The sequence below is a fragment of the Paenimyroides baculatum genome (assembly GCF_008629655.1).
In the GTDB taxonomy this organism is placed as follows: Bacteria; Bacteroidota; Bacteroidia; order Flavobacteriales; family Flavobacteriaceae; genus Flavobacterium; species Flavobacterium baculatum.
The window spans coordinates 44,241-57,204 of sequence record NZ_VWSG01000016.1 but is presented as its reverse complement, the minus strand read 5'-3'; the positions used below and the strand labels follow the sequence as shown (position 1 = coordinate 57,204).

At 33.5% G+C, this 12,964-nt stretch carries 12 protein-coding genes; 6 read left to right on the top strand and 6 right to left on the bottom strand.

The window, feature by feature from the left end; genetic code table 11:
- The 5 genes from F0460_RS15135 to F0460_RS15115 all read left to right on the top strand — a co-directional run.
- Nucleotides 1-570 (top strand): anti-sigma factor (locus F0460_RS15135; RefSeq protein ID WP_150014735.1); only part of this gene is annotated, 570 nt, incomplete at its 5' end.
- 292 nt (nt 571-862) lie between these two features.
- Entirely contained in the window at nt 863-1,228 is a 366-nt protein-coding gene (locus F0460_RS15130) for a BlaI/MecI/CopY family transcriptional regulator (RefSeq protein WP_150014741.1), read from the top strand.
- Complete coding sequence (locus tag F0460_RS15125) at nt 1,228-2,553, top strand: M56 family metallopeptidase (RefSeq protein ID WP_150014733.1); 1,326 nt, start codon at nt 1,228-1,230, stop codon at nt 2,551-2,553. Before F0460_RS15130 ends, F0460_RS15125 begins: the two co-directional genes overlap by 1 nt.
- 67 nt (nt 2,554-2,620) lie before the next feature.
- Nucleotides 2,621-4,039, top strand: a complete 1,419-nt coding sequence (locus tag F0460_RS15120; protein ID WP_150014731.1) for a serine hydrolase domain-containing protein — start codon at nt 2,621-2,623, stop codon at nt 4,037-4,039.
- A gap of 247 nt (nt 4,040-4,286) precedes the next feature.
- Nucleotides 4,287-5,423 (top strand): DUF4932 domain-containing protein, encoded by a 1,137-nt coding sequence (locus F0460_RS15115; RefSeq protein ID WP_150014729.1) that lies wholly within the window; start codon nt 4,287-4,289, stop codon nt 5,421-5,423.
- Nucleotides 5,424-5,594: 171 nt separating this feature from the next.
- Here F0460_RS15115 and F0460_RS15110 read toward each other — a convergent pair whose 3' ends face one another.
- From F0460_RS15110 to F0460_RS16235, 5 genes are all read right to left on the bottom strand, one after another.
- Complete coding sequence (locus F0460_RS15110) at nt 5,595-6,671, bottom strand: ligand-binding sensor domain-containing protein (RefSeq protein ID WP_150014727.1); 1,077 nt, start codon at nt 6,669-6,671, stop codon at nt 5,595-5,597.
- A complete protein-coding gene (locus tag F0460_RS15105) occupies nt 6,671-7,726 on the bottom strand; it encodes a ligand-binding sensor domain-containing protein (RefSeq protein ID WP_150014725.1) in 1,056 nt (351 codons plus the stop codon). Before F0460_RS15105 ends, F0460_RS15110 begins: the two co-directional genes overlap by 1 nt.
- 421 nt (nt 7,727-8,147) lie before the next feature.
- Nucleotides 8,148-8,678 carry a hypothetical protein gene (locus tag F0460_RS16240; RefSeq protein WP_190304170.1) on the bottom strand — a complete coding sequence of 177 codons (531 nt, stop codon included), beginning with the start codon at nt 8,676-8,678 and terminating at the stop codon, nt 8,148-8,150.
- 448 nt (nt 8,679-9,126) lie between these two features.
- Entirely contained in the window at nt 9,127-10,704 is a 1,578-nt protein-coding gene (locus tag F0460_RS15095; protein ID WP_150014721.1) for a Na+/H+ antiporter, read from the bottom strand.
- A 112-nt stretch (nt 10,705-10,816) separates the two neighbouring features.
- Nucleotides 10,817-10,984: a hypothetical protein gene (locus F0460_RS16235; RefSeq protein WP_190304169.1), complete on the bottom strand. Its 168-nt coding sequence runs from the start codon at nt 10,982-10,984 to the stop codon at nt 10,817-10,819.
- 429 nt (nt 10,985-11,413) lie between these two features.
- Here F0460_RS16235 and F0460_RS15090 point away from each other — a divergent pair, with 429 nt between their 5' ends.
- On the top strand, nt 11,414-12,151 hold the full coding sequence (locus F0460_RS15090; protein ID WP_262714211.1) for a nucleotide excision repair endonuclease: 738 nt from the start codon (nt 11,414-11,416) through the stop codon (nt 12,149-12,151).
- Between the two features lie 170 nt (nt 12,152-12,321).
- Here the strand turns inward: F0460_RS15090 and F0460_RS15085 are convergent, their stop codons facing one another.
- Complete coding sequence (locus F0460_RS15085) at nt 12,322-12,513, bottom strand: cold-shock protein (RefSeq protein WP_150014717.1); 192 nt, start codon at nt 12,511-12,513, stop codon at nt 12,322-12,324.
- Nucleotides 12,514-12,964 lie beyond the last annotated feature (451 nt).

The window sequence follows — 12,964 nt, the reverse complement described above, 5'->3', positions numbered from 1 at the left end:
CCAGATAAGGAATTGAAGATAAAGGCTGAAGTACAGAAAGATAAACCCGTTAACGAAATTACGCCGTTTAAAAAATGGAAAAATATTGCAGTTGCTGCGTCGGTGCTTTTGCTGGTAAGTATTGCAAGTAATCTGTTTTGGATTACCAGTCAGAATAAATCAACTACTGAAATTGACAGATTGCAGACCGAAGTGAATGTGCAAACTTTGGCATTACAGAAAGCAGACCAAAAATGGAAGATGATTGCCAACCCGAATATGCAGACAGTTGCTTTAAACGGTGTGGAAAAATATCCATATGTAAAAGCGGTTGTGTTTTGGGATAAAAAAACCAAACAGGTATATCTGCACGCTGGTAATTTACCAACAGCGCCAGTAGGTATGCAGTATCAGCTTTGGGCAATTGCCGACGGAAAACCAATAAGCGCTGGTTTATATACACAAGAAAAAGACAGTGAAATACCTTTAGCAGTTATAGCTAACGCACAAAACTTTGCCATAACTTTAGAAAAAACCGGCGGTAGCGAACAGCCTACAATGGAAAATATGTTTGTTATTGGCGGAGTATAGCACTGCTCGTCTGCAATATTGTTAAAGTTAACTATTATCTTCTGAACGGTGTGGTTTTGGTTTTATTTAATAAGCAGCTTATCGCCATGGTCACACTATAGTGCAATTCTGATAATAGCATTATATTCCCGATGACTATTTACGTTCCGATTGGCAAAATAGTATATATAAATAGCTAATTGTTTTTATCACTAAAAAAATAGTTGTATAATTAAAATAATCATTTATATTTGTATCACTATAAAATTAGTGATAGATGAATTTTTCTGTTACTGACCTAGAATGTATTGAGATGAAAATTCAGTTACTTACAAAAGCAGAAGAGCAGGTGATGCAGTATCTATGGAAAATTGGCAAAGGTTTCTTGAAAGATATTCTTGATGAATTCCCAGAGCCTAAACCTCATACCAATACCGTATCTACAATCTTAAAGCTGTTAAAAGAAAAGAAATTTGTCGAGTATAATATTTCAGGCAGACAACATGAATATTTTCCTTTGATCTCTAAAGAGCAGTACAGTAAAAAATCTATTAGCAGCCTGGTAAAAAATTACTTTTTAGGTTCCTACACTAATGCTGTTTCATTTCTTGTAGAGAATGATGAGCTAACTGTTGAAGACCTTGAAGCACTTTTGAACGAACTTAAAAATAAAGACTGATGGAAGGTATGGTATTCTATTTCGGTAAGGTTATTCTCATTTCAGGTGTATTCTTACTTTACTATCTGCTATTACTTAAAGATACTCTTTCTCATCAGTTCAACAGATTCTTCCTTTTGACCGCAATGCTGCTTTCAATAACAATACCTTTTATCAAGACAGACTATTTTGTAGTTCAGATTAATACAGATGTTCTTTCTTTGGTAACTCAACTAGATCGAACGGTAAAACAAACAAATGACAGTATAAAAAATCCTGTTTTTGTTTATATAACCATGGGTTTGGTTGCTGTATTTTTTTTAAGTCGTTTTATCATTGGCATTTTCAAGATCGTTCAACTTAAAAAAAGGTTCACTGCAGAATTATTTGAAGGTATCCGTCTTTACCGGACAAATTTATTAAACGCTCCTTTTTCATATTTCAGAAACCTATTTTGGAAAGATTCCATCGCTATCGATTCTACTGTAGGAAAGCAGATTTTTCATCATGAAATGGTGCATATAAGACAAAAACATACCTATGATAAAATATTTACAGAACTCATAAAATGTATTTTCTGGTTTAATCCATTCTTTTATTTAATCAAAAAGGAAATCCATCTCATACATGAATACCTGGCTGACAGAGAATCCGTTGATGAATCTGATACGGCCGCATTTACGAAGATGCTGTTGGTAAATCATTTTTCCGTTCATAATTTTCCTGCTGTAAGTCCGTTGTTTAGCAGCAATATAAAAAAAAGGATCAATATGTTTAAAACCACTAAAACTAAATACACTTATTTGCGTAAGGTTCTTACAGTACCTGTAGTATTAAGTTCATTCTTTTTGTGTATGTTACATTCAAAAGAAAGTGTCATAAGGTCATTTGATGCACTGGCTATTCCATTAGAACAGATAACCATGGAAATTGCTGCTGTACAGCAAAAGGAAAAAGTAAAAGAAGTGTATACTGCTAAAGATCTAAAGTCACACAATACTAATAAACAAGTAGAAAAAGTAACCACTGTTTTAAAAGATCCTGTATACAATACAACAGAACATTCCACGAAACCGCCTGTTATTGCAGCTAATGCTCAGAAAAGTACTCTTACATATGATGATGAATTTAATGATACTGAAAATATAAAACTTGATCATACGATCTTAAGTACAGAGAAATTACAGCGGATCAGACAAGATGCCTTAAAAACGCAGCGTGATGCAGAGGCAACACGAATAGAAGCAGCAGCTGTGCGAAAGCAGGCAGAAATCATCCGCAAACAGGCGGCTAGTATCCAAAAAGAAGCAGAACAGGTTAAAGCTAACCTGCAGCAACAAATATAACGTAAGCTCCTCACTGAGACAACGTAGGTTTTCCGCAATCAATTTTTTTAACTAAATACCATATCAGATGAATTTTAAAAATCTCATCAAGTGCATCTTTTGCCTTATAATTTCAGGTAAAAGTTTTGCACAGAAGCAGCCAGTAGAAAAAAGGCTCGATTCGTTGTTCAATGCACTTGCTGCACAAAACCAGTTTAATGGCAGCGTACTTATCGCAGAAAAAGGAAAGGTACTCTATAAAGCTGGTAAAGGCTACAGCAACGAAACCTCGCAAGAACTTAATAATCCCCAAACTGTTTTTGAACTCGCGTCCTGCAGCAAACAATTTGTAGGGGTAGGGGTTGCATTACTTCATAAAGAGGGAAAGATTAATTACATGGATGATATTACAAAATATATTCCAGAATTGGTAAACTTCAAAGGTGTAAGTATCTATAATTTGCTGCACCACACCAGCGGTGTACCTGAATACCTCGAATCGTTTAGGGAAGATTGGAAAAACAAACAGATTGCTACAAATAATGATTTAATAAGTTATTACTCCAATCGTAAAGACACACTAAAGTTCCAGCCACAAACAAGGCACCGCTACTGCAATACAAATTATGCTTTTTTGGCTACGATAATCGAAAGGGTATCCGGCAAAAGTTTGAATAAATACCTAAGCGAAAAAATATTTAAACCTTTAAACATGCATAATACATTTGTTTATAACAGACGTCTGGAACCAAAAACTATTAAAAACTATGCCCATGGTTATGTATGGATTAAGAATTCTTTTGAAAAAGCTGCCGAAGATGATCCCAGAGTAGGAAGAATGGATGTATATTACATGGATGGCATTGTGGGAGGTGCCAAAATAAACTCTACGGTAGAAGATCTTTATAAGTGGTACAATGCACTTAAAAAAAACAAATTGCTGACTCAGAATGAATTCAACGAGGTATTGCAAGTAAGCCAAACCGTTTCAGGTAAAAAGATCAATTACGGCTTTGGTTTTGATGTGAGTTTAAAAGATGGCAAGCTTTACAGTTACGGGCATACGGGCAGCTGGGACGGTTATATCACCCTAACTTATCACAATGTTGAAAAAGACAGAACCATAATTGTTCTTAACAACTTTGATAAGGGTGTAGCTCCGTACGAAGATATTGTCTCAATTCTAGATGGAACCTCTTCCTTAAACAGAATTCCAAAAAAAATAGATTTATCTGAGATCGAAATTGCAAAATTTGCCGGAGTTTATATTGACCCCGATGATCCTTCTTCCAAACACTTGGTAACTTATTTAAACAAACATTTGATCTACAATACAGATAGGGTAGAATGGGACATGAGGTTCTTTCCAACATCGGCCAATACTTTTCAGGCAATCAGGCAGGGTGGAGCTGATGGTGTATTGAAGTTTACAGGACAAAATGATGGTACAGTAAAATTGGAAATGGTACAGTACGGACAAACTGTAGGAAAGGGAATCAGAAAATAGCTTGGTATCAAAAGGCAGTTGTAAGCAAGATCTTGGTAACTTTCAAAAAAACAAAAGTTCTTACCTTCTTACTGCAAAAATGATTTTTCTCTTTTATTAGAGAATTATAATTTAGCCGTAAAAAATGGTTTTGCTTGTAGCAGTCTTCAATAATCCCAACTACATTTCATAGCGGTCTGTAAAACTGCTAAAACCTTCTCCAATTTTTAATAGTACCGTAAACAAAAACATAAAATAAATTATAATAATGAACAATAAAATCTATTTACTTTTAATTCTATTTATGGGTTTTAATGCAAAATCTCAAGATTTAAAAAAAGTGAATTTTGACGATAAATTTAAAAAAGAAAATCAAGGCAAATCAAAAGTGACAATTCATGAAGTAAAAGAACTTTTACATATCATGATTGCAATAACAGAATCAGGGCTTGATAACGATGATATGGTTAATCAGGAAGGCGAATATTACAAAGATGTAATTAAATATTTTGAGCCTTTTAAAAATGAACCAGTCATTCTTAAATTCGATTCACTAATGAAGTCAAATCCGTTGAACTATATTTTTTTAACTGGAAATACAATCTCTTATAATTTCAAAGAAAAAGAGTTAGTGAAAGATAAAAACTATATATTTCCTGCCCAAAGTGTATCATCCCATACAGTTATTAAACAGAATTTAATTTCAGTTTATAAAAAGGATATTGAGGATTTTTCTAATAAATCTGACTTTAGAAAGTTTTATAAAAATTCTAAAAAATACTATGATAAAATTATTTCCGATTACGATAAGCAAGCTAATATAAGCCGGCAATGGAAATGGCTTGAGAATAATTTTGAAGCTAAGGTTAATAGTTATGTTATCATGGCTTCTCCTTTAATTGGGGGATTAAATTATACTACCAGTTATAAAGATAACGATTTCACTCAGATATTATTGGTAGTTCCCCCTATTTCAAATTCAACGCTGCTCACTGAACTCGAAAATACGATATCTAATACAAGGAATATTTTTACTGAAATAGACCATAATTACATCACTTGTCCAACCAGTAAATTTCAAGATGAATTAAATGAGGCATTAAAAAACAGGGAACTTTGGGTAAATACAAAACAAGAAGGTACAAAATATTATCCAACTCCAAGTAAGGTTTTCGATGAGTATATGACTTGGTCACTGTACAGCCTGTACGTACTGGATAATTTTCAAGGGAATCAACATGCATTTAATTACATTTACAAGGATATTAATGATGTAATGACTGAGCGCGGATTTCCTAAAATAAAAGAGTTTAATGATCAATTGATAGAACTTAGGAAGAATAAAAAGGATAAAAAAATTGAAGAACTTTACCCGGAATTGATAGAGTGGTGTAAAAATCAATAAGAGTTTAGTAAAAAAGTAGTTTATTAAAAATAGTACTGTTTCTTAATATTATTACCTAATAAATCAAAAGCCAATTAAACGTTGTATCAATTGGCTTTTTCTTGTAAGTTTCGTTTTTTTTATATAAAAATGATGCTTTCTTATAGATGTTTTTAAGCAATTTTTTCTCAATTAAAATTGTTTATCAAATGTCTTACCGTTGAATTTATAAACACCACCTTCTGCCATTCCAAATAGTAAGTTTTTGTTTTGGTCTTCATAAATGCTCCAAATCATTTGAGACTTTAGTTTTGAGTCAATTTTGTAGTTTGTCAATGTTTTACTGTCATATTTCCAAGCTCCTGTATCTCGATCTCCAAACCAAATATTTCCTTCTGTATCTTCTTCAATGGCAAAAACGGATTGTAACCCTGTGTTTTTAGCAAATTGTTGGGTTTTAGTGTTCGCTTCAAACTCATTCATTGGGATTAATTTTCCTTGTTCTTTCGAGAAGTGAATTATAGCATCTCCATTTATCAGTATTACGCCAATGCCGTTATTTCCTATCCAAATTCGTCCTTTTGAATCTGCCAATACACTTCTTATATGCAAAAGCTCATTTTTTTTTAGGTTTAATTTTTCATCATCAAAGATGTTTACCACTTTACCATCATAGCTGAATAGTGCCGAATAAGTAGCCATCCAGACTTTACCGTTTGTATCTTTTGAAATACCGGTTACGCCATAAGTATTAGCAGGACTTATATTTTTGGGTTTTGGAAAAACTAGATAATTCATATGCTGACCATCAAAACGGTTTATTCCATCTTCTACGGTTGCATAAAACCATAAATCCCCGGTGGTTTTATTCCATTCATATTTTGGTTCGTTGGTATTTGTAAAATAATTTGTTAATGTTCCTTTGTCATACACACTTGCTCCTCCAGAAGTTTCAATCCAAATTTTACCCTTATTATCTTCCTGAATAGAAAGGATTTGATTGGCTGATAAACCTTCATTGGTTGTTAAGTATTCAAATGATTTCCCATTATAAACGCTTACACCTTCATTATGACTTCCCAACCAATAATTGCCTTTGCTGTCTTGAAAGATTGCTCGTATTCCCGAAGTAAACTTTAAGGTGTCGGTTTTTGAAGTCGTTACTAATTCAGGCTTGTAAGCTTCTTTTTCTGTTGATTTCTTTTCGACACAAGAAAAGTTCAGTGTCAATAGGAATATTAGATAAATCAATTTTATTCTTTTGTTCATTAGGGTTTAAACTTTTCAAATGTATTTCCATTAAATTTATAGACACCATTTTCGTGTGTTCCAAGCCAAAGCTCGCCCTTGTTGTCTTTGTAAATACTAAATAATTTAATATTTGTTGATTGTTCTTGAACTTGATAGTGTGTGATTTTCGTTCCATCATATTTCCAGACGCCATCTAGATAGGTTACAAACCACAAATTATTCTCATTGTCTCTTACCGTTGAAAGATACTCGTTTAAACCACTTGTGTTTTTCCCATCCAAAATGCCTATGCTTTCGTGTCTTGTATAAAATTGATTGCTTTTTAAAGTGTTGCTGTCGTAAATGCTATAACGGTTTTCAGTATTGAACCAAAAGTCGCCATCTTTGTCCTCCGTAATCGAACGCACTCCATTGGAGCCTCCCTCGCGAAATTCCGTCACATCTTCTTCTGTAATCCATTCGAATGATTTTCCATCGAAACGACACACACCAACCGGATTGGTACCAAACCAAATGTTACCTTTTCTGTCTTTATAAATGCTATAGACATCAAATGGATTGTTAAGTTTAGGCGGGTTTGGAAGTGTCAATTCATAAAGGGTGTTTCCATCAAAGCGGTAAACTTTTTGTATGGTTCGATGAGGATTTAGTAACCACAGATCATTCGCTTCCAGTTTCCATTCATTACTTGGGATTGCCCTAATATTGGTAAATGATTTTCCGTCAAACTTTGTGATTGTAGCATTTGGGTTCATCCCTGAGAAATAGATGTTGCCCGATTGATCTTCTTTAATATCATCGACTCTGTCTGTAAACAAACCGTGTTTTGTAGTATAATTGATCAAATTTATACCGTCATATCTGTACACTCCTGTTTTCCAGCTGCCAAACCAATAGTTATTTTTCTTGTCTTGATAAATCACCATGATATTGCTTCCAAGTTCTTTTACAGTGTCACCCTTTACAATGATTTCTTCTAAAGGGACAGAATGGTTCTTCGAATTGAAATTCTGCCCATTGCACGAAGTCAATATGGACAGCATACTAAAGAATAGGAGTGTAGTTGGTTTCATTTCTGTCTGTTTATTTTTTGATGATAGCCGCCTTACAATAGTTGGTAACGTTGCACGCTTTGCCCTATAACGGCAAGTTAAGAATAAATGTTACAAGAAATTTTGATGGTCGGATTATTTTCCAAAGACATTATTTTCTGTGTAGAAATTACAGCGTATTAACTCTTTATTTTCTCTATTGTATAACTCCACCAACATACCAACTAGCTTAGCTTTCGCACTGCTTAAATTAAACCCAAACGGGAAGATAACATTTTGTGCATTTTTGGTTCCGTTTTTAGATAACGCACCATTTTAAAAGTCCGAAAGCACAAATTATTTTCGAATGGTATTTATTGCTTCACAACTTTTTAGAAACGTATTCTGGGTTTCGTTGCCTATTATTCCAACGGTATCTGCAGCTGTTAGCTGTTCGCTTTCCTTAAGGATTTTCTTTCTTCAATTCCATTTGAATATTGTCTTTATTGAAAATCATTTTCCATTGCATTGATTTATCTTCAAATTTGGAAATCTGAACAGGAATTGTGTCTGGTTTTTCAGGATTTATTTCATACGAAATAACCTTTAAACTGTTTTCATTATCGTCATAATTATACTTCATAAATATAGACGTACTGTCAACATACATATTTGGATTCGAACAGTATAACATCTTTCCACGTTCTTCAAAATATATTATTTTCCATGCTAACGGATCTTTTTCCAACGCTTTTTCGGAAACTATTTCTCCATTGCGTGTCATTCTCTCAACTCTCCATTTACCAAAATATTTTTCAGACTTACGTATATCATAACTATAGTACAATACAAACAAAAACGGAATTAATATGCATAAAAAACGTACTGAATTACGCCTAGTTCCAACAGAAGGTATGGTATTTCTATAACGGCTAAAAAAAGCAATTATATCTTCTTTTCTTTCCAAGGTTAAATACGATAAACCGAATACCATAATTATTGATATGAAAGTAGTAAGAGGACCAATTCCATAAAATATATTAATCAATAAAATATTGATTTGAACTGGTAAAAGGGTAATTACTCCCAACAAAGTAGTGCGTCTAAATAATAAAAGAATACTTCCTATTATTTGAAATAAACCAATAATTACTGTAAGACTGTATGAATATCCATAGTTGTATTCTAAAAGTTTAAATTTTAGTCTGATATCGGAATTGTGATCATATAAAACAAAACTGTTTAGTTCAATAAGTTTTTTCAGTTCTTAATTGATTACTTTCAGAAATATGTCCAAATTAGTTTGAAGACGTACAGTTTGTCATACATTAAAATCTTTTTTATTTTTAAAAAATTGAATTTCTCTGATTATGGTTTCTCCTCCTCAAAAAAATCTTCATTTAAGTAATAGTGAATATAAAATAGATATAATTTCTAATCACCTAACTTTTCATATTCAGTCTTTCTTCCTGAAGGTCAAGTAATCGAAGATGCTTTCTGATAATCTCTTCATCTAATAAAAGTTCTTCTCGATTTTTGTTGATAAGCCATATTCTTTGCGTCTCAATAATATCAATATAAATATTTCGGTATTCGTTATAATTAATTATAATTTCTGAACTGTTCAATTGGTTTTCATATTTTTGTAACTGGTCTTTCAGTGCCGGGAAACTATCTATTTTATGCGAATAATCTGCACGAATTTTATCAACAGCTAATTGAGCAAGATTGTTCTGTATTTCATAATCTATTTCTTTTACGCTTCTTACAAAATCACGATCTGTCGGCGGGAATTTCTTTAAAAGAAATGGAAGCGTAAGTCCCTGAAAAAGCAACGTTAAAAGTATCACCAGAAATGTGATGAATAGAATCAAATTTCTCTGCGGAAAAGCAGTTCCATCATCTAAGGTCAAAGGAATGGAAAGTGCCGCAGCTAAAGAAACTACGCCTCTCATTCCCGTCCAACCAATAATCATAGGCGTTTTCCAACCTGGTGACTGTGCATCTGCAACCGTTATAAAATTCTTCATAATTAAAGTAGTGATCACTGCGGCGTAACCTGCAAAAATTCTTACAATAATTAAAACTGCAGTAACTGATACTCCATAACCTATCGCGGTATAAATATTGGTATCACCTAAACCGGAAACAATTTCGGGCAAATCTAACCCAATGAGCATAAAAACAATTCCATTAAGTAAAAAACAAAAACTTTCCCAAACCGTTACAGCACGTATTCTGGAAGCACTGCTCAAAAAATCATGACTGCGATAAGACAGGAATAGTCCGCCACTTACAACTGCCAAAATTCCGGAAGCATGAAGCTCTTCTGCGGCCAGATACATCGAAAATGGCGCAATGAATGTAAGCAGGATATCAATATTAGGATCAGTAGGTAAAATTTTGTGCATTTTAAAAAAAATGTAAGCAATTACTAGCCCGATCCCGACTCCTCCAACACACATCCATAAAAAACTTCCGGCAGCCTCCAGCCAAACAAATTGTCCGGTTGCAGCAGCTATCATCGCAAACCGAAAAATAATTAAAGAAGAAGCGTCGTTAAGCAAACTTTCACCTTCGAGAATGGAAGCAAGTCTTTTCGGCACTTTTACAAATTTCAAAATCGCTCCGGCGCTTACTGCATCAGGTGGAGAAACAATTCCTCCCAATAAAAAACCTAATGCTAAAGAAAAACCGGGAATAAAATAATTCGCGAAAACAGCAACAGATAATGCGGTGAAAAATACGACTACAAATGCAAAGCTGAAAATAATTCTGCGCCATCGCCAAAGTTCTTTCCACGAAGTAGACCAGGCAGCTTCATAAAGTAATGGCGGTAAAAAGATAATGAATATTAGTTCGGGTTCTATTTTTATCCTGGGAACTCCCGGAATAAAACTAATTAAAAGTCCCGCCAATACAAGCAGAATAGGGTAGGCAACCTGAATCTTTTTTGCCAACATGATCAGCATAGTGATAATCAGAGCTAAAAAAAGATAAAATTCGAAATTCTCTAACATAAATAGGTTTTATTTACAAAAATATATATTAAATCTTCAGAATATTTAGAGTATTCAAATTTAAAAGACAAATATTGTCATGGAAATATAGAAACCATGCGTGACTGCTTTTTTAATCAACTGCTTTCACAGTGTAATAATTATTAAAACTAGCATATATACGGGTCTCGTCAAGCTGCCCTTTATCATAAATCTCGATCTTTGTTTTATCCGATGATTTCTTGTCAAGATAAATCACTTCTTTCAGACTTTTTTCACTGTCAAAAATTTCAGTTTTCAAGTTTCTCCCGTCTTCATGATAGTGCGCCGCCTCAAGTTTACCGTTCTTTTTGTAATAATATCTTACTGAATTGTAAAAGTTTCCCTGTTCGTAGAGCACACCATCGTATAGATATTCTTTTGAATATTTTCCTTCTATTATCAGCCTTGCTTTACTGTCATAAATGCCATCTTACAGTATTGGAAACCTTGCCGTTCACTGGATATTTCGCTTGAAAACCGACATCGTGCAGGCGGAGATGCAGATGCCACCGCAGTACTTTTGTCAATGCTTATACAGAATGACTACAACGGGGAAATATCGCGGATGATTAAAAAAACAGCACCCGATCAGCGCTTGCCGCCAAACCTGCCTCCTGCAGATTTCGAATCCCTGCCGGAAAAACCGGGTGTGTATTATTTTTACAATTCCCAGAAAAAAGTAGTATACGTGGGCAAGGCGGTAAATTTAAAAAAAAGGGTGGCTTCTCATTTTACAGGGCACAAGATCACGCCGCAAAGGCAGCATTTTTTACGCGATATTCATAGTATTTCTTTTGAGGTATGTGCTACCGAACTCATGGCGCTGCTTCTGGAATACACCGAAATCAAAAAACTGTGGCCGATTTACAACACAGCTCACAAGAGGTTCGAACCAAAATACGGACTCTATGAATATACCGCGCGCAAGGGTTACAGGTATCTTGCAGTGGGTGAGGTAAGCAGGCTGCAGCCATGTATAGAGGTTTTTGGTTCTGTAAACGAAGGAGTGAATTTTCTGCGCAACCTGAAAGACAAATTCGCGTTTGATTACCGATTTTGTAAGTATGCTGTAACTACAGAAAGTGAAGGTATTCCTATAAAGGATCAGTCTGATTTACCTTTGATAGCTCTACACAACGAATTGGTACACGAAGCGATAGAATTTGTAACAGAAATCAAGCCAAGCTACTATATTCTGGATAAGGGAAGAAATAATAATGAACGCAGCTGTATCTGGGTAAATGAAAGCCACTTTTACGGTATGGGTTATATTCCCTATGAAGAGCCAATAACAGATCCGGAACAATTGAAAGATTTTCTAACCCGCTACAAAAGTAGTTCGTATATCATGCAGCTTATTTCGGCTTTTGCAGATAAATTCCCGGATAAAGTGAATATCCCATTTAAGATCAATCAAGAGTTTTAATATAAACTTTAAAAAATAACTTATTTTGATAATTAGGGATGACCTGATATTTTACGTAAATAAATCCCAATATATCTTGGGATTTATTTTTATAAGCTTATAACAGAAATTTCTAACAAAGTAGTACTTACATATAGGTAAGTACTATTTTATACTGTTATCAAAATATATTATCGTCTTTTAACATTAACAGCAACAAAGCCCTTTTTACCACGCTCAATGTCAAAAATAACATCATCATTTTGTGCCACCTGATCAATTAATCCTGTTGCATGTACAAATACATCCTCACTATTGTTATTGTTTACGATAAATCCGAATCCTTTCGATTCATTAAAAAATTTCACTTTTCCTTCTTTCATTTTTTTTAATTTTAATGTTATTTTTATATAGATGTATTTTAATAATTTCTTCTGTTTTTTATGCATAAACTATGTAGTAGCATAAATAACCAGTGATAATGTCCCTGTAACTAAAAGTAAAATGGCTAAGTACTGTATGTTTATTCTCTTACTCATAAATCTAAATACTGTTAATTAATACTATTGTTAATTTCTGTGTTTGTTATGCATAATTTATGCCAATCATATATTATTTTAAACGAAATTAAAGATATAAATATGCTTTTTATTAAACGTTTAACGCAAGTAGTTGATTATAAATATACTAAAATTTTATGCATCAAATTTGGTTATGTACTACATTTTGGTGCAAGTGAATATTCCTAAAAGTATCATTTCTTACAGATGACATCTTCCCCGTATCGAGGAATTTATATACGTTGAAACTTAACTATTTTACCTTTTGCAATAC